Genomic DNA, 23065 nt, shown 5'->3' with positions numbered 1-23065 from the left:
TGCTAATTAATGTAAACCATTGAAAGAAGGGGAAATTGTGGGCTTAATTGTTCAAAAGTTCGGGGGAACCTCTGTTGGCAGTGCAGAAAGAATTAAAAATGTTGCTGCCCGCGTATTAGAAGAAAAAAATAACGGAAATGATGTTGTGGTAGTTGTTTCAGCCATGGGAAAAACGACTGATCAATTGGTCACTTTAGCTAAAGAATTATCATCTAATCCGTCAAAAAGAGAAATGGATATGCTTCTATCGACAGGGGAACAAGTAACGATTTCCTTATTATCGATGGCGCTGGCTGAAATAGGAATCTCTGCTGTTTCCTATACGGGGTGGCAGGCTGGAATAATGACTGAAGATGTTCATAGTAATGCTCGTATTACCAACATCGATACAAAAGCCATCGAAAAAAAACTAACTGAAGGGAAAGTAGTCGTGGTTGCAGGTTTCCAAGGAGTAACCGATTCAGGGGAAATCACGACATTAGGCCGTGGTGGATCCGATACAACAGCAGTAGCTCTTGCAGCTGCTTTAAAGGCTGATAAATGTGATATCTATACAGATGTGACAGGCGTTTTTACTACGGATCCTCGCTATGTTAAAGATGCTCGAAAACTATTATCGGTTAGCTATGATGAAATGTTAGAGTTAGCCAACTTAGGGGCAGGGGTCCTGCACCCAAGAGCGGTTGAATTCGCGAAAAATTATCATATCCCATTAGAGGTGCGTTCTAGTATGGAAAGAGAATCTGGAACGATCATTGAGGAGGAAGTTAGCATGGAACAAAACTTAGTTGTCCGTGGTGTGGCATTTGAAGATGAAATAACAAGAGTAACTGTCATTGGATTAGCTAATTCATTAACAAGTCTTTCTACTATTTTTACAACATTAGCAAGCCATCATATTAATGTCGATATCATTATTCAAAGTACAACTGGATTTGACACAACGAATTTGTCCTTTTCTATTAAAACAGAAGATTTGGAAGAAACTCTACACGTTTTAGAAAACAATAAAGAAACGCTTCAATTTGAACGAATCGAAAGTGAAGTTGATTTAGCAAAGGTGTCAATTGTTGGATCTGGAATGATTTCTAATCCTGGAGTAGCTGCAGAAATGTTTGAAGCACTTGCGAAAAATAATATCCAAGTTAAAATGGTTAGTACTTCTGAAATTAAGGTTTCAACCGTTGTGGAAGAGAAGAGTATGCTAGCAGCTGTGCAAGTTTTACACGATACATTTGAGTTGGCTGGAAACAAAGTAAAAGCATAATAAGAAAGAAAAAGGTGTCCCATTAAAGGGACACCTTTTTATCTTTGATTTTAATATTTTGGGTTGCTTCATTATTCATGGATTCGATCTTTTTTATCCCATCTGACTATAATTTCAACCAATCCAACTTTTTTATGAATTTGCTCATAGGCCTCAGCAAGCATCTCAGTCTGTAACTCTATTTGCTGTGCTAAAAATCCTGTTTCAAGCTTAAAGTGTGAATCTTTATTTTGTTGTAAACGATGAATAATAAGTGGACTAGTAAGTGTAAAAGAAATTTCATTGGATGCTTCCCTTTTTATTGCTAACTCGCCCCACCCAGCTCTTTCGAAGAATTGAATGATATCGGATAAGGAGTCTAGGGGATATGAACGGGCTAGGCGTTTGCCAGACCAATATAAAATATCCGGAGCATCTTTACCAAGTATATTAGTTAATAGTTCTTCTCGAACTAGTTCGTATCCAAATGAAGGAATCAAAATCTCTTCAAGAGATAAAACGTGGTCATCACTGCGGGTTTTCTTCAAAGTGTTTCTCCCTCTCTTTCTATTATTCTATTATAATCAAATCGTTCCATGGTTACACAGAAAATGAATGGAAATTGGATGTAATAGAAAATATTTATCCTAAAACATATTTATTATGACCGAATTCAAATATGAACGGATTAGAAAATAATATAATTTTTTTGTAAATAAGTTAACTAAATTTTTTGAAAAATCACGTGTTATTAAGGGAAAAAACCTTATTTTTAAAAAATATTATTTGTATACGTTTTCTTGACGCTCATACTTGATGGGAGTAAAATGAACATGTCACATTATTGTTAGAAAAGTGTCGAAACTTTTTCACAGTGATAACAGGTTTTATTCTTTCTTCAAGGGGAAGATGGGTAGGGTAAACCTGAATATCATTTAAAAATTCAAGGGGGGTACATTATGGCAGGTAATCGAGAGTTTTTTAATCGCAGATTGCACTCATTACTAGGGGTAATTCCGGTTGGACTTTTTCTAATGCAGCACATGGTAGTCAATCATTTTGCTACAAAAGGGGAAGAATCCTTTAATCGAGCTGCAGAATTTATGGGAAATCTTCCATTTCGTTATTTGTTAGAAACATTAGTTATTTTCTTACCTTTATTATTCCATGCAATCTACGGACTTTATATCGCTTTTACTGCTAAAAACAACGTAAGTCGATTTGGATTCCTACGCAACTGGATGTTCTTATTACAACGTGTTACTGGGGTTATTACATTAATCTTTATTACGTGGCATGTATGGGAAACTCGTGTTGCAGCAGCATTCGGATCAGAAGTTAACTTCCAAATGATGGAGAATATTTTATCTAATCCATTCATGTTCTGGTTCTATATTGTAGGGGTCATTTCAACGACTTTCCACTTTGCAAATGGTCTATGGTCATTCCTTGTAAGCTGGGGTATTACAGTAACACCTCGTTCTCAAGTTATTTCTACATACGTGACCTTAGTGATATTTATTGCCACTTCCATTGCATTTGTAACAACATTATTAGCATTTATTTAATACCTAAAAAACTATCGAAATTTGAAAGATTTACGAAATAAGGGAGTGAGTCACGATGAGTAAAGGTAAAGTGATCGTTGTCGGTGGCGGACTAGCCGGTTTAATGTCAACAGTCAAGATTGCAGAATCAGGTACGCCGGTAGATTTATTCTCATTAGTGCCCGTTAAACGTTCTCACTCTGTTTGTGCTCAAGGGGGCATTAACGGAGCTGTAAATACAAAGGGAGAAGGAGATTCTCCATGGATTCACTTTGATGATACGATTTATGGTGGAGACTTTTTAGCAAACCAACCGCCTGTTAAAGCAATGGCGGAAGCTGCACCTGGTATTATCCATTTATTTGACCGTATGGGTGTAATGTTTAACCGTACACCTGAAGGATTACTAGATTTCCGTCGTTTTGGTGGAACACAGCATCACCGCACAGCATTTGCTGGTGCTACTACTGGTCAACAATTATTATATGCGTTAGATGAACAGGTTCGTCGACACGAAGTTGCAGGACTTGTAACGAAATATGAAGGTTGGGAATTTTTAGGGACAGTCGTTGATGATGAAGGAATTTGTCGTGGAATTGTAGCGCAAAACCTTACATCAATGGAAATTAAATCATTTGCAGCTGATGCGGTTATTTTAGCTACAGGTGGTCCTGGAATTATCTTTGGTAAAACGACTAACTCCATTATCAACACTGGTTCAGCAGCTGCAATTGCATACCAACAAGGTGTTTATTATGCAAATGGTGAGTTTATCCAAATTCATCCAACAGCTATTCCTGGAGATGACAAGCTTCGCTTAATGAGTGAATCGGCTCGTGGTGAAGGCGGTCGTATTTGGACATACAAAGATGGTAAACCTTGGTATTTCCTTGAAGAAAAGTATCCTGCATACGGAAACTTAGTTCCACGTGATATTGCTACTCGTGAAATTTTTGACGTATGCGTAGAACAAAAACTTGGTATTAACGGAGAAAATATCGTTTATCTAGATCTTTCTCATAAAGATCCTCATGAACTTGATGTTAAGCTTGGCGGTATTATCGAAATCTATGAGAAATTTACTGGTGAAGATCCTCGTAAACTTCCTATGAAAATATTCCCAGCTGTTCACTACTCTATGGGTGGATTATGGGTAGATTACGATCAAATGACAAATATCCCTGGTTTATTTGCAGCTGGTGAATGTGATTACTCTCAACATGGTGCAAATCGTCTTGGTGCGAACTCACTTCTTTCTGCTATCTATGGGGGAATGGTGGCTGGACCAAACGCAGTTCGATATATCAATGGTTTAGAGAAGAGTTCTGATGCTATTTCTTCTTCTGTTTTTGACCGTTCTGTCAAGCAGGAAGAAGAAAAGTGGAGTCAAATTATGTCTATGAATGGAACTGAAAATGCATATGTCATTCATAAAGAGCTTGGTGAATGGATGACTGATAATGTAACAGTAGTTCGTCATAATGCAAAACTTCTTAAAACTGATGAAAAGATTCAGGAATTATTGGAACGTTACCAAAAGATTAATATCAATGATACAGCTAGATGGAGTAATCAAGGCGCAAGCTTTACACGTCAATTACAAAATATGTTACAGCTTGCTCGTGTTATTACAATTGGTGCTTATAACCGTAATGAAAGCCGTGGTGCTCATTATAAGCCAGAATTCCCTGACCGTAATGATGCGGACTTCCTAAAAACAACAATGGCTAAGTTTGTTGATTCTAATTCTGCACCAGCTTTCCATTATGAAGATGTAGATACTTCGTTAATTAAGCCTCGTGAGCGTAATTATTCGAAGAAGAAGGGAGAGTAAAACGGCATGTCTGAACAAAAAACAGTTAAGTTTATTATTTCACGACAAGACAGTCCTGATTCTGCTTCATATACGGAAGAATTTGAAGTTCCTTATCGCCCAAATATGAACGTGATTTCCGCACTAATGGAAATTCGTCGTAATCCAAAAACTTCACAAGGGAAAGATACGACTCCTGTTACTTGGGATATGAACTGTTTAGAAGAAGTATGTGGTGCTTGTTCAATGGTTATTAATGGCAAGCCGCGTCAATCTTGTTCAGCACTAGTGGATCAGCTTGAACAGCCAATTCGTGTTGAACCGATGAGAACATTCCCTGTCGTTCGTGACCTACAGGTTGACCGTAGCCGTATGTTTGATTCCTTGAAAAAAGTAAAGGCTTGGATTCCTATTGACGGTACGTATGACTTAGGACCGGGACCACGTATGCCTGAAACAAAACGCCAATGGGCATATGAACTTTCTAAATGTATGACATGTGGTGTTTGTTTAGAAGCTTGTCCTAACGTGAATAGTAATTCCAATTTCATTGGACCTGCTCCATTATCACAAGTTCGTTTATTCAATGCGCATCCAACAGGAGAAATGAATAAAGCTGAACGTCTTCAAACGATAATGGGAGACGGCGGACTTGCAAACTGTGGTAACTCACAGAACTGTGTACAGTCTTGTCCAAAAGGAATTCCATTAACAACTTCTATCGCGGCATTAAACCGTGATACAACATTCCAAGCGTTTAGAAACTTCTTCGGAAGCGATAGTATCTAAATATATTAAGCCTCTTTCCACCATGGAAAGAGGCTTTTTAACACAGTAAAGCAGTGGGGGTCAGACCCCCACTGCTTTACTGTGTTAAAGGAGATGTAGCATTTTAGTTCCTTTATAAGGAGATTTCATTTATAATAAGAGAATGAATATTCATTCATTTTTTGATTAATGGAAGGGGGCTCACCTAGTTGAGTAAATTTTCTTATATAGACCAATTACAGGATTGGGAAAAAGAATTTCACTTTTTTCATCCTGTTACAGTTCGGTTTTCTGAAACTGATATGTTTGGGCACTTGAATAATACTATTCCTTTTACCTACTTTGAAGAGGCTAGAATTTCATTTTTTAAGAGTGTAGGATTTATGCAAGAGTGGGTGAAGCCAGAAAATGAAACGATCCCGGTTGTAGCAGACCTTCAATGTGATTATTTAAAGCAGGTTTATTTTGGAGAGACACTAAAGATTTTTGTGAAAGCAAATAAAGTAGGAACTTCTTCTGTTGATTTACATTATATGGCTAAAAGGGAAAATAATGAGATTTGCTTTGTTGGAAGAGGGACTATGGTTCATATGTCAAAGAAAACAGGGAAAGGCAGCCCATGGACAGAGGAGATGAAACAGTTACTCTTACATAATAGATAAGGCTTATCTAAGAAGTTAGCACATTCTTAAATATTATTTATTCTTCTTTTATTATTGTAGTCACTCCAATTGCCAAAATCACATATGATATCGTGACTAAATATATACCCATCCCACGGTTCAAAGCTGGCGAAGGCAAGGAGGGTTACAGTACTTGAAGGAGAATGAATATAATCACAAGCCATTACTCACAAAAAGAGAAAGAGAAGTATTCGAACTGTTAGTACAAGATAAAACGACGAAAGAAATCGCTAGTGAATTATTTATAAGCGAAAAAACGGTTCGGAACCACATATCCAATGCCATGCAAAAGCTTGGTGTTAAGGGGCGTTCACAAGCAGTTGTAGAGCTCCTTCGTATGGGAGAGCTAGAACTTTAATGTTGACCGGCAATCATTAGATTGCCGGTTATAACATTTATCAACATTCTTATCTTGAAATTTTGCTGAAAAAAGTAGAAAATAAAAGATAGATAGGTTATTCTAATCATTTATTTGGTGAAAATCAATCAGATTTATTTTAAGTAATCCTTTTAAAAATTCAATCTATGATAAAGCAGCCTTAAATAAAATACTATTAAGGAGTTGTTAAAATGAAATTAGAAGAAGTAGAAAATAAAGAATCATTAATGACCGTTGCTGAAATTGAAAAAGAATTACGATACATATCAGGAATCATTAAACAAAAGGGGAGAGAAATTTTAAGTAATTATACGATCACTCCTCCACAATTTTTAGCACTTCAATGGCTTTTTGAATTTGGTGATATGACTATTGGAGAACTTTCCAATAAGATGTATTTAGCGTGCAGTACAACGACTGATTTAGTTGATAGAATGGAAAAATCACAACTTGTATTGCGTGTAAAAGATCCTAATGACCGAAGAGTAGTGCGTATCCATCTGCTTGAAGAAGGAGAACGTATTATTGATGAAGTAATTAAAAAACGTCAACTATACCTACAAGAGGTATTAAAGAATTTTTCGACAGATGAAGTACAAACTTTAAAAGGGAACTTATTAAAACTACATCATGATATGCGAGAAGAATGAGGCGAGATAGTTGAAACAACCGATAGGTATTATTGATTCTGGTGTAGGTGGATTAACTGTTGCAAAAGAAGTTATGCGCCAATTACCAAATGAGCAAATATATTATGTAGGGGATACAGCCCGTTGTCCATACGGTCCTCGATCAAGCGAGGAGGTAAAGTTATTTACATGGCAAATGACTCAATTCCTTTTAAATCATAATATAAAAATGTTGGTTATTGCCTGCAATACAGCAACAGCTGTCGTACTCGATGAAATTCGAGAAACTCTGCCAATCCCAGTAATCGGTGTTATATACCCTGGTGCAAGGGCTGCATTAAAAGTTACAGAAAACCATCGTATAGGTATTATTGGAACAATGGGAACCGTCAAAAGTGGAGCTTATGAAAAAGCTCTAAAAAACTACAACCAAAAAGTAAAAGTTGAGAGTTTAGCTTGTCCAAAATTTGTTCCGCTCGTTGAAAGCGGTGAATATTCTGGTCCGGTAGCTAAAAAAATAGTGGCTGAAACATTACAGTCGTTAAGGAATAAGCAACTTGACACACTAGTTTTAGGTTGTACCCATTATCCATTATTAGAACCTTTGATTCAAAATGTAATGGGTCCAAATGTTAAGATCATCAGTTCAGGAGATGAAACGGCTTTAGAAATAAGCACGATTCTCCATCATCATAATTTATTAAATCCTTCCTCGGAAGAACCTACACATCAATTTTTCACAACAGGGTCCAAAACCATTTTTTCTAAAATAGCATCCAATTGGCTGAAACGGAAAATTGAACATGTCCATCATATAAAATTAGACTAAATAATATTTATTACATCAAAGCTCTTCTTTATTAGAAGAGTTTTTTTTATACAGCTTTTTTTACATCAATTGTTGGTTTTACTAAAATATGTCCGTTGATTTCCGCTCCGGGCACTTGCTTTCCACGGGAAGAATTATGAAAAAGCCCTACTGCCGGCTTTTTCAAAAGACAAATTCTTACTTGGGGAGGGATGGGAGCCTCCTCGGTGTTAGCGCCTGTGGGGTCTCCCACTTCCCTCTATTTCCCGTAGGAGTCAAGTGCCCTCCGCTACAATCAACTCTGATTGATGAACCTAGATTAATTAAATGCAACAAACTTTTCCTAAAAGGCTTTTATACAAAAAAAATTGAATTCTTTTCAAAAAAATATTGATAGAATGTCCAAATTTCTTTTTAAAAGACGGTCTAAATTCTGAATAAGCTCGTATACATGGTAGTACAAACTGTCTTAGGAGGGATTTGCATGTCCATCAATAAAAAAACAACTACTCTAGTTTCAGCGGTACTAGTATCATCAGCCTTACTTTCAGGGTGTGGGTTATTCGGGGGAGAAGCGAAAAAACAAATTGACCCACCAAAGGAAGTTTCATACACGGATGAAAGTACACAAACGGTGACAACTGAACAAACAACTTCTGAAACAGCTGCTAAGGAAGAAGCTGGTCAAGAATCCGTTATGACAGAATTATATTTAATTGATAAGGATGGGTATGTGGTTCCACAAACCTTTGCTCTTCCAAGTACAACTGGGGTTGCTAAGCAAGCATTAGAGTACCTAGTTGACAATGGTCCATTATCTGAAATGATTCCAAACGGATTCCGTTCCGTTCTACCTGCCGATACACAAGTTTCTGTAGATGTTAAAGGTGGAGTGGCAACAGTTGATTTTTCAAAGGAATTCAAGAATTATCAACCTGAAGATGAAATGAAAATTCTAGAATCTGTAACTTGGACATTGACTCAATTCGATTCGATTCAAAAAGTGAAATTCCAAATGAATGGTCACGAATTAACTGAAATGCCTGTTAATGGAACTCCGATTACTAAAGAAGTAAGCCGTGCAAATGGCATTAATATGGATACCACTGAAGTAGTGGATATTACCAATACGAAACCATTAACTGTTTATTACTTAGGTGGAGATGAAAGTAACTATTATTATGTACCAGTTACAAAACGAGTTAGCAACAATGAAGCAGATCCTGTTGTTGCAGTCGTAAATGAGCTTGTTAAGGGTCCAAATTACACTTCCAATCTAGTTTCTGAATTTTTACCAGAAGTGAAACTATTAGAAAATCCGAAAGTGGAAAATGGGAAGGTGACATTAAACTTTAACGAAGCAGTTTATGGAAGCTTCGAGGAAAAAATGATTTCACAACATTTACTTACTTCTCTTGTTTTATCATTAACAGAACAAAAAGGAATTGAAAGTGTAGCTGTAATGGTAGATGGGGATGCTGAAATCGTAAATGAGAATGGTGAAAAGGTAACAGAACCTGTTACTCGACCTGAAAAAGTAAATACAGGTAGTTTTTAAAAAAAATTATTTGTTATACTATATAATGACAACGTAAGAGGTTGGCAGTAAATGCCACCTCTTCTTTATTGTTTTATGTTAGGAGGAACAAGTTATGCGCGTAGATGGAAGACAGGTCGAGGAATTAAGACCAATACATATTGAAACCAATTATTTAATTCACCCAGAAGGATCTGTATTGATATCCGTAGGAAACACCAAGGTAATATGTACAGCAAGTATCGAAGATCGTGTCCCTCCTTTTATGAGAAATTCAGGTAAGGGTTGGATTACAGCTGAATATGCAATGCTCCCAAGAGCCACTGGTCAGCGAAATATTCGAGAATCTTCAAAGGGAAAAGTTACTGGAAGAACGATGGAAATACAAAGATTAATTGGCCGAGCATTACGAGCTGTTGTTAATTTAGAGTCGATTGGTGAGAAAACCATTTGGATTGATTGTGATGTGATTCAAGCGGATGGGGGAACTAGAACTGCCTCTATTACGGGTGCTTACGTTGCGATGGTACAAGCCCTACATCAGCTAGTAGTAAATAAATCAATATCAAAATTCCCAGTTCATGATTTTCTGGCGGCAACAAGTGTAGGTATTTTAGAAAACGGGAACACCGTTCTTGACTTAAATTATATTGAAGATTCTCAAGCACAAGTAGATATGAATGTGGTCATGACTGGAAATGGTGAATTTGTTGAACTTCAAGGAACAGGTGAAGAATCTACCTTCTCGTATGATCAATTGCAAGAATTGCTTAAGACTGCTCAAAATGGATTAATGGAGTTGTTTGAACATCAAAAAACAGCTTTAGGTGAGGATGTCGTTAAGTTAATTCAAGGTACAAAAAAGGGGAAAAGTAAATGATGGAAATAGTTATTGCCACTAAAAATAAGGGGAAGGCAAAAGAGTTTGAACGCCTTTTTTCAAAGCATGGATTTGCTGTAAAAACTTTATTAGATTTTCCTGAGATAGAAGATATAGATGAAACAGGAAAGACGTTCGAAGAAAACGCAAAATTAAAAGCCGAGGCTGTTTCAGGAAAGCTTGACCGCGTTGTCATTGCCGATGATTCAGGTTTAATGGTGGATGCTCTTGATGGTCAGCCAGGTATATATTCAGCTAGATACGCCGGTCTTGATAAAAATGATGATGCGAATATGGATGAAGTGTTAGCCCAACTTCAAAATGTTCCTGAAGAAAAGAGAACAGCGAGGTTTTATTGCGCATTAGCGGTAGCTATACCAGGTAAGCAAACATACACGGTCTTTGGAACATGTGAAGGTAGAATATTAACAGAGCGCCGTGGATCCAATGGTTTCGGATATGATCCGATCTTTTACGTTTTAGAGAAAGGGCTTGCGATGGCGGAGTTATCTTCAGAAGAGAAAAATGCGATCAGTCACCGTGCAAAAGCTCTTCAAAAATTAGAGGGTGAATTGAATACTATTTTTGCGAGTGAATCTGCAAATGAGTAGAGTTTTAGTAGTAAGTGACAGTCACGGACTGACAAATGAATTAGAAAAGATTAAGGAAAAACATCAAGCTGAAGTAGATTTAATGATTCATTGTGGTGATTCTGAACTTCAAGCAGATGACCCTGCCATTAAGGATTTTGTGATGGTAGGAGGAAATTGCGATTTTGGCAGTGATTTTCCTAAAGAAAAAATGGAAATCATGAATCAAAAGTCGATCTTCATCACACACGGACATCATTATCATGTGAAGTCATCGTTAATGAGCCTGGTTTATCGAGCGGAAGAAGTTAACGCGAATATTGTTTGCTTTGGCCATTCGCATATCCTTGGTGCCGAAGTGATTAATGGAATCTTATTTATTAATCCAGGAAGTATTCGTTTACCAAAAATGAGAAAAGAAAAAACATATGTGATAGTAGAAATTGAAGGTGACAAAATCCTTTTTAATGTATATGATATTAATCTAGGTATGTTACCAATGCTAAATCACGAATTTCATATACAATCTTAAGCCTTTTCATTGAGGGATTTTTCCCTCAATGAATTTTAAAAAATCTGTTTAGAAGTGTTGACTTTTTATTACTACGCTAATATAATAAAAAATGTCTTTGAAATATTAATAAATGTCCCAGTAGCTCAGCCGGATAGAGCATACGCCTTCTAAGCGTACGGTCGGGAGTTCGAATCTCTCCTGGGACGCCATTTACACCATAAGTTACATACCAATTACCGTTTACTCACCTACTATTTGGTGAGTTTTTTGTATTTTAAGAATACGCGTGCTAAACTTACTTACAAAGTAGAAATAAGGTGGAATGCTTATGAAAAAGCGGGGCACCATCAAGCCACACAAGGATAATATTTTTCTATTTCCAAATGTAGATAAGCTATTACTGGATAAGGGATTAGAAAGTTTGAAGAACAAGAGGTTTGTTGAAGCTGTTGATTACCTCGAAAAAGCAAAGGAACTTGATTCTTACAATGAAGAATTAGAACTGAGTTTAATTATTGCTTATTTAGAATCAGGTAACCTTTCAAATGCTAAAAACTTAGCAAATGAATGTCTCCAAAAGGGTATAGGCGATTATTTCCAATTGATTGACTTATATCTTATGATCTTACTTCAATTAAATGAATATCAAGAAATAGTTGTTACACTTGAAGCATTACTTGAGGAAAAAGAAATACCAATTGAAAAACTTGGCAATTTTACAAAAATATTAGAATTTAGTAAAAGAAAGCTAGAGTCTGATTACATAAAATCGGGAATTGAGTCTATTGAAGATGATTTTCAGGAAGAAATTTCATTTGATTTATTTCAATATGAAAATTTAAATGAACAATTTTTGGCTGTTGCTCAACTCTCTGAAAAAAATGTAAGAAATTATTTGCCTGGTATTAAGACTTATTTATCTTCTTCAGCTGGGCATCCATTTATCAAAACGATGTTATTGCAGCTTTTGAAGGAACAACAGGTCAATGAGGAGATTAAGGTAGAAAAGTTTCATCAAAATTTAGTGATCAATCCCATCTATCTAGCTGAGATAGCTGCTTTAGCGGATATAAATGAAATTTATATCATTTTAAAACGAGAGTTGGAACACGATAATCCAACACTTTTTGAAAGTATTAAAGCGATAGTGGACCGACACTCCTTTCTTTTATTTCCAATTGAACGAAAGCCAAACGAGCCCATAATTTTGGCAGCTGCCTATCATTTTTTAGCCTTAGAGTATTTTGGTATACATATGACAATTGAAAAAATGGTTGAAAAATATGAGGTAGATGTTCGAAAATTAACAGGGGCGATTGCTTTATTAAGAGAATTAGAAGAAATTTCTTCTCCTATTCTATAGCCTTGCCTGTTGAAAGAAAGGAAACGTATGTTATAATGTAGTGGTTGTAATGTGTGAAATAACATATTTTACATGCGGATGGATATGAACTTGTAAGGCAAGAAGTATTCAACCAATATACTTAATGTAACGATAAATAGATTTTGGAGGGAATTTTAATGTCTGCAAAGTGGGAAAAGTTAGAAGGAAACCGCGGTGTCCTTACTGTAGAAGTTGAAGCAGCAGAAGTAACTAAAGGTTTGGACGCAGCTTTCCAAAAAGTTGTAAAAAAGGTGAATGTACCTGGCTTCCGTAAAGGTAAAATGCCTCGTGGACTTTTTGAACAACGTTTTGGTGTAGAATCTCTTTACCAAGATGCATTAGACATTCTTCTACCTGAAGCATATGCTAATGCAATTGTTGAAACAGGAATCGAACCAGTTGATCGTCCTGAAATCGACATTGAAAAAATGGAAAAAGGTCAAAACCTAGTTTTCAAAGCTACTGTAACTGTTAAGCCAGAAATTAAGCTTGGCGATTATAAAGGATTAGAAGTTGAAGCATTTGATACAACTGTAACGGATGAAGATGTTGAGAAAGAAATCAAATCTCTTCAAGAACGTCAAGCTGAGCTTGTTGTAAAAGAAGAAGGTACAGCTGCAAATGGCGATACTGTTGTTATCGATTTCGAAGGCTTCGTTGATGGAGTGGCATTCGAAGGTGGAAAAGCTGAAAACTATTCATTAGAACTTGGTTCAGGTTCATTCATCCCAGGTTTTGAAGAGCAATTAGTTGGAACAGCTACTGGTGAATCTAAGGATGTTGAAGTATCATTCCCTGAAGAGTATCATGCAGCAGAACTTGCTGGAAAACCAGCTGTTTTCAAAGTAACTGTTCATGAAATTAAAGGAAAAGAACTTCCTGCTTTAGATGATGAGTTTGCTAAAGATGTGGATGAAGAAGTTGAAAGCTTAGACGCTTTAAAAGAAAAAATTAAAAACCGTTTAGTAGAAGATAAGAATCATCAAGCAGAACACCATGTTCGTGATGCAGTTGTTGAAGCTGCTGCAAAAAATGCTGAAGTTGAAATCCCAGAAGTAATGGTAGAAACTGAAGTTGACCGCATGATGAACGAATTCGAACAACGTTTACAAATGCAAGGTATGAACCTTGAATTATACTTCCAATTCTCTGGTCAAGACGAAAGTGCACTTCGCGAGCAAATGAAAGAAGAAGCATTAAATCGTGTACGTGTTAACTTAACTCTTGAAGCAATTGCTAAAGCTGAAAACATTGAAGCAACTGATGAAGATGTACAAAACGAGCTTCAAAAAATGGCTGAAATGTACAATATGACAGTTGAAAACATCCAAAATGCTTTAGGAAGCTTAGAAGGTTTAAAAGCTGACTTACAATTGAAAAAAGCTGTTGATTTCCTTGTTGAAAATAAGAAGTAATTATAGAATACGCTGCAGCTAGATTTTGACATTAAAACAAACAAGGCACGATCGCCATCGTGCCTTGTTTTTACAATTTAAATAATTTTTAGAATACATACATAGTAACGAATTCTGTTACATACGATTTAATTCAGTGAATTTTGGATAAGCTTAGTTCGTAAGATACTTTTTAAAGTGGATTTTTAAGAGAAGATTTATCGATACATACCTATAAGAGTAACACCTGGATTACTACCCGAATATTTCAATATATTGTCATGAGCTAAGAGTTATTATTTCCTGTCTGAACATAAAATGTGTTACAATGCAATACATAACGTTAAGAAGATTTTTTAAAAATTGAATAATATAGATACATTTTTTTCTTAAAAATCCGCTGCTTAAAATCCGGTTAGAAGTTCTTCAAGGGGTGAAAAATATTGTTTAAATTTAATGATGAAAAAGGGCAATTAAAATGCTCATTTTGTGGGAAAACCCAAGATCAAGTCCGTAAGCTAGTAGCCGGACCAGGTGTATATATATGTGATGAATGTATTGAACTATGCACTGAGATAGTTGAAGAGGAATTAGGTACAGAAGAAGAAGTAGAATTCAAAGATGTTCCAAAACCAAAGGAAATTCGTGAAATTTTAGATGAATATGTTATCGGACAAGATCAAGCGAAAAAATCCTTAGCAGTTGCTGTATATAATCACTATAAACGTATTAATTCTAACAGCAAAATTGATGATGTTGAGTTATCCAAAAGTAATATTGCGATGATTGGGCCAACTGGTAGTGGTAAAACATTACTTGCTCAAACATTAGCTAGAATTTTAAATGTTCCTTTTGCGATTGCTGATGCAACCTCCTTAACAGAAGCAGGATATGTTGGAGAAGACGTAGAGAATATTTTATTAAAACTAATCCAAGCTGCTGATTATGATGTTGAAAAGGCCGAAAAGGGTATTATTTATATCGATGAAATCGATAAAATTGCTCGTAAATCAGAAAATCCTTCTATCACTCGTGATGTTTCTGGTGAAGGTGTACAGCAAGCCTTGTTAAAGATTTTAGAAGGAACGGTAGCAAGTGTTCCTCCACAGGGCGGTCGTAAACATCCACACCAAGAATTTATTCAAATCGACACTACCAATATCCTTTTTATATGCGGCGGAGCGTTTGATGGCATTGAGCCAATTATTAAACGTCGTTTAGGTCAAAAGGTAATAGGATTTGGTGGAGAAAATAAACAGGCTGATATTAGCCAAAAAGAACTGTTATCAAAAGTTTTACCTGAGGATTTATTAAGATTTGGTTTAATTCCAGAATTTATTGGACGTCTGCCGGTAATTGCGAGCTTAGAGCAATTAGACGAAGATGCATTAATTGAAATCTTAACAAAACCTAAAAATGCCCTTGTGAAGCAATATCAAAAAATGCTTGAACTTGATGATGTTGAATTAAAGTTCGAAGAAGATGCATTAAAAGAAATTGCGAAAAAAGCAATTGAGCGTAAGACAGGTGCTCGTGGTCTACGTTCCATTATCGAAGGCATTATGTTGGATGTTATGTTTGATTTACCTTCTCGTGATGATATTACAGAATGTATCATTACGAAAGAAACAGTGTTAAACAACAGCATTCCAAAGCTTGTATTAAACGATGGTACGGTTCTGGAAGAAGAAAGAAAAACTTCTGCATAAAAATAAAATGAGACCAACTTTCCAAATGGGAGGTTGGTCTTTTTTATTTTTCTTGTTTATTCCAACTGGCGCTCGGAGATAATAGCAGTATCGAAATCGCAAAGCAGGAGGAATATTTATGAGTTGGACAGGTATTGCCTTAATAATACAACTGTTTTTTGGGATTATTATAGGTCTCTATTTTTGGAATTTACTTCGAAGCCAGCGTACACAAAAAATTTCTATTGATAAAGAATCCCGAAAAGAGATGGATCAACTTCGTAAAATGAGATCGATTTCTTTAACAGAACCGTTATCAGAGAAAGTTAGACCTACTAGTTTTAATGACATCGTAGGGCAGGAAGATGGGATAAAGGCGTTGAAAGCAGCATTATGTGGTCCAAACCCACAGCATGTGATTATATATGGTCCCCCAGGTGTAGGAAAAACAGCTGCGGCAAGACTAGTGTTAGAAGAAGCAAAGAAAAATGCGAAGTCGCCCTTTAAGCCTTCCTCTGTTTTCATCGAACTAGATGCTACAACAGCGAGATTCGACGAAAGAGGAATAGCCGACCCGTTAATTGGTTCAGTTCATGATCCGATTTATCAAGGTGCTGGAGCTATGGGACAGGCTGGTATTCCACAACCTAAACAAGGTGCCGTTACAAATGCGCATGGTGGGGTTCTTTTTATTGATGAGATAGGGGAACTACATCCTATTCAAATGAACAAGCTCCTTAAGGTTTTGGAGGATCGTAAAGTATTTTTAGAAAGTGCCTACTATCATGAAGAAAATCCACAGATTCCTAACCATATTCATGATATTTTTCAAAATGGTCTTCCTGCTGATTTCCGCTTAATTGGGGCAACTACCAGAACGCCAAGTGAGATTCCACCAGCAATTCGTTCCCGTTGTATGGAAGTATTCTTCCGAGAGTTAAATCAAGAAGAAATTGCAACTATTGCCCAAAAAGCAGCGGACAAAGTAAAAATGGAAATGAATCAATCCGGACTTGAAATATTATCTACATATGCTCGTAATGGTCGTGAGGCAGTAAATATTATTCAAACAGCAGCAGGTATAGCCATCACAGAGGAACGTATGAATATTAAAGATGAGGATATCGAATGGGTTATTCACTCAAGTCAACTTACCCCACGGATGGAAAAGAAGATCAATCAAATTTCTTCCGTCGGTTTAGTAAATGGTTTAGCCGTTTATGGGCCTAATACAGGGGCATTACTTGAAATCGAAGTAACGGTAATCCCTGCTAAGGAAAAAGGATCTATTAATATAACAGGAATAGTAGAAGAAGAAAGTATCGGGGATCGTAGCAAATCAATTCGCCGTAAAAGTATGGCAAAAGGGTCGATTGAAAATGTTATTACAGTTTTACGCTCCATGGGTGTGCCAGCTGATTCATTTGATATCCATGTGAATTTCCCAGGAGGTGTTCCGATTGATGGGCCATCTGCCGGAATTGCCATGGCAACCGGTATTTATTCGGCCATTTATAAAATCCCTGTGGACCACACCGTAGCGATGACAGGTGAAATCGGTATACATGGTCATGTAAAACCCATTGGAGGAGTTTTTCCAAAAGTCTTGGCTGCGAAGAAAGCAGGAGCCAAAACAGTTATTATTCCGATGGAAAATATGCAGTCCATATTAAATGAGATAAAAGGAATAAAAATCGTTACCGTTAATCATTTAGAAGAAGTATTTGATGTTGCCTTAAATCAACATCATGTATCAGAGCTTCCAACTTCATCGATTGAATCGATTCCGGCGTCCGTTGATATTTCTCAAAAGGAATCTATTTAACCAAGGCTCTTTTCTGAAACTTTGTCGCTTTTTCTAACTATACGAAAACAGCTTTAACCCAAAAGCTTCGGTTTGAACTTTCAGACCGAAGTTTTATTTTTTCAAGTAATAAAATAGGTTAAAAAAATTGATACTAATAAAGCGGATAAAGTGGCAACTTTTCAACTTGTCATTGTATAAATATTCTTCAAAATAGACACTTTTTATTAAATACGTTAGAATTGTACAAAGATTGCTTATACAATAATCAAGGAAAGAAACTGGAGGTGCTTAGCATGGCTAAAAAGAAAGAAATGAACGTCCCCCTCCTACCACTAAGGGGATTACTTGTTTATCCCACAATGGTATTGCATTTGGACGTTGGCCGAGAAAAATCAGTGCAAGCGCTTGAAAAGGCAATGGTGGATAACCATTTAATTTTTTTAACGACGCAAAAGGATATTTCTCTTGATGAACCAACAGAAGAAGATTTATATCCGATGGGAACATTAACACGTGTTAAACAGATGTTAAAGCTCCCGAATGGTACGATAAGAGTATTAGTTGAAGGGCTTAACAGAGCTGAAATTGTCGAATTCTTACCGGAAAAAGATTATTTTTCAGTCCAAGTAAAAACATATGAAGATGATGATAGCAAAGATACAGAGCTACAGGCATTAATGCGCACAATGCTCGAATATTTTGAACAATACATAAAGATGTCAAAAAAAATTTCAGCCGAAACATATGCCTCTGTTGCCGATATTGAGGAACCAGGCCGCATGGCTGATATTATCGCTTCTCATCTGCCTTTAAAACTTAAAGAAAAACAGTCCATATTAGAAACGATTGATATTAAAGAACGCCTTACTCGTCTAATTGATATTATTCATAACGAAAAGGAAGTTCTTAATCTCGAAAAGAAAATTGGTCAACGTGTTAAAAAATCAATGGAAAGAACCCAAAAGGAATACTACTTGCGGGAACAAATGAAAGCGATCCAAAAAGAGCTTGGTGATAAAGAAGGAAAAACTGGTGAAATTGCAGAGTTGACGGAAAAGATTAACCAGGCAGGTATGCCAGAGAATGTCCAAAACACTGCTTTTAAAGAATTAGATCGTTATGAAAAAGTACCTTCAAGCTCGGCAGAAAGTGCTGTAATTCGTAACTATTTAGAATGGTTAATTTCATTACCTTGGTCAAAATCGACGGAAGATGATCTTAATATTCATAAAGCGGAACGAATCCTTACCGAAGACCACTACGGCTTAGAAAAGGTGAAAGAGCGCGTATTAGAATACTTAGCTGTTCAAAAGCTTACCAATTCTCTTAAGGGGCCGATTCTTTGTTTAGCAGGACCTCCAGGGGTTGGGAAAACAAGTTTAGCTCGTTCTATTGCAACGTCTTTAAATCGCCATTTTGTTAGGGTTTCACTAGGCGGTGTGAGAGACGAATCTGAAATTCGCGGACATCGCAGAACCTATGTGGGAGCCATGCCAGGACGTATTATTCAAGGTATGAAAAAGGCAGGGACCAATAATCCTGTATTCCTATTAGATGAAATTGATAAGATGTCCAGTGATTTCCGTGGCGATCCTTCTGCTGCCATGCTTGAGGTTTTGGATCCAGAACAAAATCATAATTTTAGCGATCATTATATTGAAGAGTCATATGATTTATCAAAGGTAATGTTTATAGCAACAGCAAATAATTTAGCTACCATTCCAGGACCGCTTCGTGATCGTATGGAAATTATTACGATTGCCGGGTACACAGAATTAGAGAAACTTCATATCGCAAAAGATCACTTACTACCGAAACAAGTAAAAGAGCACGGTCTATCTAAAGGTGTTTTACAAGTTCGTGATGAAGCTATTCAAAAAATCATTCGCTATTATACAAGGGAAGCGGGTGTACGTTCACTTGAGCGTCAATTGGCAACAGTTTGCCGTAAGACAGCAAAAATTATTGTTTCCGGTGATAAAAAGAAAGTGATTGTAACAGAAAAGTCAATAGAAGAGTTTTTAGGAAAGCCAGTCTTTAGATATGGTCAAGCCGAGCTTGAAGATCAAGTAGGTGTAGCGACAGGTTTAGCTTATACAACGGTTGGCGGTGATACCTTACAAATTGAAGTGTCATTAGCACCAGGTAAAGGCAAATTAGTGTTGACAGGGAAACTTGGGGATGTCATGAAGGAGTCTGCTCAGGCAGCGTTTAGTTACATCCGTTCGAAGGCAAAAGAACTTCATATCGAGGAAGATTTCCACGAAAAATATGATATCCATATTCATGTACCTGAAGGAGCTGTTCCAAAGGATGGTCCATCTGCAGGTATAACAATTGTAACGGCTTTAGTATCTGCTTTAACAGGAAGACCGATCCGTCGGGAAGTAGGAATGACCGGTGAGGTTACATTAAGAGGTAGAGTTCTGCCTATTGGTGGACTAAAGGAAAAAACATTAAGTGCACACCGAGCGGGTTTAACGAAAATTATTTGCCCGAAAGATAACGAAAAGGATATTGATGATATCCCTGAAAGTGTACGTGATGAATTAACCTTTGTCTTAGTTTCGCATGTAGATGAAGTTTTGAAACATGCTTTATTGGATGGTGCAAAAAATGAAGGTAACTAGTTCTGATATTGTCATTAGTGCCGTCAAGCCTGAGCAATACCCGGACACCAGTATACCGGAGTTTGCTTTAGCAGGTAGGTCTAATGTGGGGAAATCCTCCTTTATTAATAAAATGCTGAACCGTAAAGGTTTAGCTAGAATTTCATCCAAACCTGGGAAAACACAAACATTGAATTTCTATCTCATTAATGAAATTCTTCATTTTGTCGATGTGCCAGGTTACGGATACGCCAAAGTTTCGAAAAAGGAACGTGAAGCGTGGGGGAAAATGATTGAAACGTATTTTACCAGACGTGAACAATTAAATGCTGTCATTCTCATCATTGATTTGCGTCATCCGCCAACTGAGGATGATCGTATGATGTATGAATTTTTGAAGCATTATGAAATACCATGTATCATCATTGCGACAAAAGCGGATAAAATTCCGAAGGGGAAATGGCAAAAGCATTTAAAAGTAACAAAAGAAACATTAGACATTGATCCTAATGACCATATTGTCCTTTTTTCTTCCGAAACGGGATTAGGAAAAGACGAAGCTTGGGCAATAATCGGACAATATATGTAAATGAAAAAGACAGAGGCTGCTTACCTCTGTCTCTTTTTTGTCTCTTTTTTAAGTAATAAAAATAACCCAACAACCACTAATACAGCTGGCCAAAATTTCCATGCTAACGACACGCCATTTTCTAATAAACCAAACCAGGATACAATTTTGTCATAAAATAATAGTAAACCAGCCAAAGCTAAAAATAATAGCCCTTGAAACAAACCATTGCCTACTTTTTGGTAACGAAGTAAAAAGCCAAGGGCAATGATTAAAATAAAGGTACCAATATGGTCAGGCCAAATCGCAAGTTTATGTACTACATGAAAGTGAACCCCAAAACCTAGTAAAATGGTACCAGGTAAAATAGCTTCATAATCCTTCCCGATATAAGCTTGTCCAAGAAAGGCAAGGCCGACAATGATTAAAAGAGTTGGCCATGTATAAAATTCTTTGAATAAATTAATTTGCGATTGCTGAAGGTAAAAATAAGCACCAAAACCTATTAATATGATTCCTGGAAAAATACGTTGATTTTTCATCCTTCTTCTACCACATCCATTACAATAACTTGAATCTCTTATGTTTTTTTGATACTGTACATAAGGAAGGAAATTTGTCGATTTTATGAATTTCTTTAAGAATTATTGCCCATAACAAGGAAAAAAGTATACAATAATGAAGGTTTGAATAATTTTAATGGGACAAGAACTCTAAGTGGGATGGCCTAATTAAAGGTATTTTCCCTTTTCATATTACCATATGTTTTCGTTTCTGTTCACATTTTTTGAGCAAACTGCCAAAAAGGGCATGATATAAATTACTAGTATAAAGTAAAAGTTTTTTTGGGGGTGTTCGTGTCACATGCATATTTTAGTAGTTGGAATTAACTATAAAACTGCCCCTGTCGAAATACGCGAGCGGTTAACTTTTAATCCGGATGAATTAGGCGACGCAATGAAACAATTGCAGTCGAAAAAGAGCATCCTTGAGAATGTGATTATTTCAACATGTAATCGTACAGAAATATATGCTGTTGTCGACCAATTGCATACAGGACGTTACTACATGAAAGAGTTTTTGGCTGAATGGTTTCAAATGGATCAAAATGAATTTGTTCCATACCTCTTTATTTATGAGCAAGAAGGGGCGATTAACCATCTTTTCAATGTGGCATGCGGATTAAATTCAATGGTATTAGGTGAAACACAGATTCTTGGTCAAGTAAGAACAAGTTTCTTTTTAGGTCAAGAAAAAGAGACAACTGGAACGGTATTTAACCATTTATTTAAACAAGCCATTACGCTTGCAAAACGTGGACATTCAGAAACCGATATTGGGGCTAATGCGGTCTCCATTAGTTATGCTGCTGTTGAACTAGCAAAAAAAATATTTGGTGCACTTGATAACAAGCATGTGTTAATTTTGGGCGCAGGAAAAATGGGCGAATTGGCGATTCAAAATCTGCACTCAAATGGTGTAAACAAGGTCACTGTTATTAATCGTACGTTTGAAAAAGCCCAAAATTTAGCTACTCGTTTTAATGGAGTCGCAAAATCTCTTGAAGAATTGCAAATGGCTTTAATAGAGGCAGATATTTTAATTAGTTCAACCGGATCAAATGATTTTGTCATCACAAAAGATATGATGGCAAATGTTGAAAAAATGCGAAAAGGTAAACCATTATTTATGGTCGATATAGCAGTACCAAGGGATCTTGACCCGAAATTAGCAGAACTAGAAAATGTTTTCTTATATGATATCGATGATTTAGAAGGTATTGTAGAGGCAAACATGAAGGAACGTCAAAAGGCTGCTGAAAAAATTCAACTACTGATTGAGGCTGAAATTGTAGAATTTAAACATTGGTTAAATACACTTGGTGTGGTACCGGTAATTTCTGCATTAAGAGAAAAGGCTTTAGCCATCCAAGCTGAAACGATGGATAGCATTGAGCGGAAGATGCCAAACTTATCCGATCGTGAAAAGAAAATTTTAAATAAGCATACAAAGAGTATTATTAATCAGTTATTAAAAGATCCGATTCTACAAGCGAAAGAATTGTCATCCCAACCGAACGCTGATCAAGCTTTGGACTTATTTGTTAAAATCTTTAATATCGAGGAACATGTAAAAGCCCAAAAGCATGAACAAAAAGTAACCGAAACCAAGAAAGTAATGGTTCAAGCTTCCCAAGCTGCCTTACAATCCTAAAGAGAGG

General features: G+C 36.4%; 21 protein-coding genes and 1 tRNA gene. 20 read left to right on the top strand and 2 right to left on the bottom strand.

Annotated elements, in window-relative coordinates:
- The first annotated feature begins 37 nt into the window (after positions 1-37).
- Positions 38-1267 carry an aspartate kinase gene (locus tag ACSBPO_RS16905; RefSeq protein WP_442595336.1) on the top strand — a complete coding sequence of 410 codons (1230 nt, stop codon included), beginning with the start codon at positions 38-40 and terminating at the stop codon, positions 1265-1267.
- Positions 1268-1338: 71 nt separating this feature from the next.
- Here ACSBPO_RS16905 and ACSBPO_RS16900 read toward each other — a convergent pair whose 3' ends face one another.
- The gene (locus ACSBPO_RS16900; protein WP_442595334.1) at positions 1339-1794 is read right to left on the bottom strand and encodes a YslB family protein; all 456 of its coding nucleotides are present in this window, start codon (positions 1792-1794) and stop codon (positions 1339-1341) included.
- Positions 1795-2205: 411 nt separating this feature from the next.
- On the opposite strand from ACSBPO_RS16900, the gene ACSBPO_RS16895 reads away from it, so the two are divergent.
- From ACSBPO_RS16895 to yihA, 18 genes are all read left to right on the top strand, one after another.
- Entirely contained in the window at positions 2206-2814 is a 609-nt protein-coding gene (locus ACSBPO_RS16895; RefSeq protein WP_442595332.1) for a succinate dehydrogenase cytochrome b558 subunit, read from the top strand.
- A gap of 55 nt (positions 2815-2869) precedes the next feature.
- Positions 2870-4627, top strand: a complete 1758-nt coding sequence (gene sdhA / locus ACSBPO_RS16890) for a succinate dehydrogenase flavoprotein subunit (RefSeq protein ID WP_442595330.1) — start codon at positions 2870-2872, stop codon at positions 4625-4627.
- 6 nt (positions 4628-4633) lie between these two features.
- Positions 4634-5395: a succinate dehydrogenase iron-sulfur subunit gene (gene sdhB / locus ACSBPO_RS16885; RefSeq protein WP_442595329.1), complete on the top strand. Its 762-nt coding sequence runs from the start codon at positions 4634-4636 to the stop codon at positions 5393-5395.
- A gap of 188 nt (positions 5396-5583) precedes the next feature.
- Positions 5584-6036: an acyl-CoA thioesterase gene (locus ACSBPO_RS16880; RefSeq protein ID WP_442595327.1), complete on the top strand. Its 453-nt coding sequence runs from the start codon at positions 5584-5586 to the stop codon at positions 6034-6036.
- A gap of 154 nt (positions 6037-6190) precedes the next feature.
- On the top strand, positions 6191-6415 hold the full coding sequence (gene gerE / locus ACSBPO_RS16875) for a spore germination transcription factor GerE (protein ID WP_377879158.1): 225 nt from the start codon (positions 6191-6193) through the stop codon (positions 6413-6415).
- Positions 6416-6627: 212 nt separating this feature from the next.
- Positions 6628-7086 (top strand): MarR family winged helix-turn-helix transcriptional regulator, encoded by a 459-nt coding sequence (locus ACSBPO_RS16870; RefSeq protein ID WP_442595325.1) that lies wholly within the window; start codon positions 6628-6630, stop codon positions 7084-7086.
- Positions 7087-7096: 10 nt separating this feature from the next.
- Positions 7097-7894 carry a glutamate racemase gene (gene racE / locus ACSBPO_RS16865; protein ID WP_442595322.1) on the top strand — a complete coding sequence of 266 codons (798 nt, stop codon included), beginning with the start codon at positions 7097-7099 and terminating at the stop codon, positions 7892-7894.
- A gap of 463 nt (positions 7895-8357) precedes the next feature.
- Positions 8358-9431 (top strand): GerMN domain-containing protein, encoded by a 1074-nt coding sequence (locus ACSBPO_RS16860; RefSeq protein WP_442595320.1) that lies wholly within the window; start codon positions 8358-8360, stop codon positions 9429-9431.
- A 94-nt stretch (positions 9432-9525) separates the two neighbouring features.
- A complete protein-coding gene (gene rph / locus ACSBPO_RS16855) occupies positions 9526-10290 on the top strand; it encodes a ribonuclease PH (RefSeq protein WP_442595318.1) in 765 nt (254 codons plus the stop codon).
- A complete protein-coding gene (locus ACSBPO_RS16850) occupies positions 10287-10901 on the top strand; it encodes an XTP/dITP diphosphatase (RefSeq protein WP_442595316.1) in 615 nt (204 codons plus the stop codon). The genes rph and ACSBPO_RS16850 overlap by 4 nt, the downstream gene beginning before the upstream one ends.
- A complete protein-coding gene (locus tag ACSBPO_RS16845; RefSeq protein ID WP_442595314.1) occupies positions 10894-11412 on the top strand; it encodes a metallophosphoesterase family protein in 519 nt (172 codons plus the stop codon). Before ACSBPO_RS16850 ends, ACSBPO_RS16845 begins: the two co-directional genes overlap by 8 nt.
- Before the next feature lie 114 nt (positions 11413-11526).
- Positions 11527-11603 (top strand) — tRNA-Arg (locus ACSBPO_RS16840).
- Between the two features lie 119 nt (positions 11604-11722).
- Complete coding sequence (locus ACSBPO_RS16835) at positions 11723-12757, top strand: tetratricopeptide repeat protein (RefSeq protein ID WP_442595312.1); 1035 nt, start codon at positions 11723-11725, stop codon at positions 12755-12757.
- A 158-nt stretch (positions 12758-12915) separates the two neighbouring features.
- Entirely contained in the window at positions 12916-14193 is a 1278-nt protein-coding gene (tig, locus tag ACSBPO_RS16830; RefSeq protein WP_442595310.1) for a trigger factor, read from the top strand.
- A gap of 422 nt (positions 14194-14615) precedes the next feature.
- Positions 14616-15881: an ATP-dependent protease ATP-binding subunit ClpX gene (gene clpX, locus ACSBPO_RS16825; RefSeq protein WP_442595308.1), complete on the top strand. Its 1266-nt coding sequence runs from the start codon at positions 14616-14618 to the stop codon at positions 15879-15881.
- A 118-nt stretch (positions 15882-15999) separates the two neighbouring features.
- Entirely contained in the window at positions 16000-17685 is a 1686-nt protein-coding gene (gene lonB, locus ACSBPO_RS16820; RefSeq protein ID WP_442595306.1) for an ATP-dependent protease LonB, read from the top strand.
- A 275-nt stretch (positions 17686-17960) separates the two neighbouring features.
- Positions 17961-20297 carry an endopeptidase La gene (gene lon / locus ACSBPO_RS16815; protein WP_442595304.1) on the top strand — a complete coding sequence of 779 codons (2337 nt, stop codon included), beginning with the start codon at positions 17961-17963 and terminating at the stop codon, positions 20295-20297.
- Positions 20284-20865, top strand: a complete 582-nt coding sequence (gene yihA, locus ACSBPO_RS16810; protein WP_442595302.1) for a ribosome biogenesis GTP-binding protein YihA/YsxC — start codon at positions 20284-20286, stop codon at positions 20863-20865. Before lon ends, yihA begins: the two co-directional genes overlap by 14 nt.
- 20 nt (positions 20866-20885) lie before the next feature.
- Here yihA and ACSBPO_RS16805 read toward each other — a convergent pair whose 3' ends face one another.
- Complete coding sequence (locus ACSBPO_RS16805) at positions 20886-21386, bottom strand: LiaI-LiaF-like domain-containing protein (RefSeq protein ID WP_442595300.1); 501 nt, start codon at positions 21384-21386, stop codon at positions 20886-20888.
- A 322-nt stretch (positions 21387-21708) separates the two neighbouring features.
- Here ACSBPO_RS16805 and hemA point away from each other — a divergent pair, with 322 nt between their 5' ends.
- Positions 21709-23058 (top strand): glutamyl-tRNA reductase, encoded by a 1350-nt coding sequence (hemA, locus tag ACSBPO_RS16800; protein ID WP_442595298.1) that lies wholly within the window; start codon positions 21709-21711, stop codon positions 23056-23058.
- The last annotated feature ends 7 nt before the right edge of the window (positions 23059-23065 follow it).

Origin of the sequence: Neobacillus sp. D3-1R, assembly GCF_052180215.1 — a bacterium.
Classification (GTDB): Bacteria; Bacillota; Bacilli; order Bacillales; family Cytobacillaceae; genus Pseudoneobacillus.
Note: the sequence above shows the minus strand (reverse complement) of the source record. Positions and strands in the feature narration are given on the sequence as shown.

Bases quoted from the DNA above. Each gene is read 5' to 3' on its own strand.
- ACSBPO_RS16895 (WP_442595332.1), top strand. From the start codon at position 2,206: ATGGCAGGTAATCGAGAGTTTTTTAATCGCAGATTGCACTCATTACTA.
- sdhA (WP_442595330.1), top strand. From the start codon at position 2,870: ATGAGTAAAGGTAAAGTGATCGTTGTCGGTGGCGGACTAGCCGGTTTA.
- sdhB (WP_442595329.1), top strand. From the start codon at position 4,634: ATGTCTGAACAAAAAACAGTTAAGTTTATTATTTCACGACAAGACAGT.
- ACSBPO_RS16870 (WP_442595325.1), top strand. From the start codon at position 6,628: ATGAAATTAGAAGAAGTAGAAAATAAAGAATCATTAATGACCGTTGCT.
- ACSBPO_RS16860 (WP_442595320.1), top strand. From the start codon at position 8,358: ATGTCCATCAATAAAAAAACAACTACTCTAGTTTCAGCGGTACTAGTA.
- rph (WP_442595318.1), top strand. From the start codon at position 9,526: ATGCGCGTAGATGGAAGACAGGTCGAGGAATTAAGACCAATACATATT.
- ACSBPO_RS16850 (WP_442595316.1), top strand. From the start codon at position 10,287: ATGATGGAAATAGTTATTGCCACTAAAAATAAGGGGAAGGCAAAAGAG.
- ACSBPO_RS16845 (WP_442595314.1), top strand. From the start codon at position 10,894: ATGAGTAGAGTTTTAGTAGTAAGTGACAGTCACGGACTGACAAATGAA.
- ACSBPO_RS16835 (WP_442595312.1), top strand. From the start codon at position 11,723: ATGAAAAAGCGGGGCACCATCAAGCCACACAAGGATAATATTTTTCTA.
- tig (WP_442595310.1), top strand. From the start codon at position 12,916: ATGTCTGCAAAGTGGGAAAAGTTAGAAGGAAACCGCGGTGTCCTTACT.
- lonB (WP_442595306.1), top strand. From the start codon at position 16,000: ATGAGTTGGACAGGTATTGCCTTAATAATACAACTGTTTTTTGGGATT.
- lon (WP_442595304.1), top strand. From the start codon at position 17,961: ATGGCTAAAAAGAAAGAAATGAACGTCCCCCTCCTACCACTAAGGGGA.
- yihA (WP_442595302.1), top strand. From the start codon at position 20,284: ATGAAGGTAACTAGTTCTGATATTGTCATTAGTGCCGTCAAGCCTGAG.
- ACSBPO_RS16805 (WP_442595300.1), bottom strand. From the start codon at position 21,386: ATGAAAAATCAACGTATTTTTCCAGGAATCATATTAATAGGTTTTGGT.
- hemA (WP_442595298.1), top strand. From the start codon at position 21,709: ATGCATATTTTAGTAGTTGGAATTAACTATAAAACTGCCCCTGTCGAA.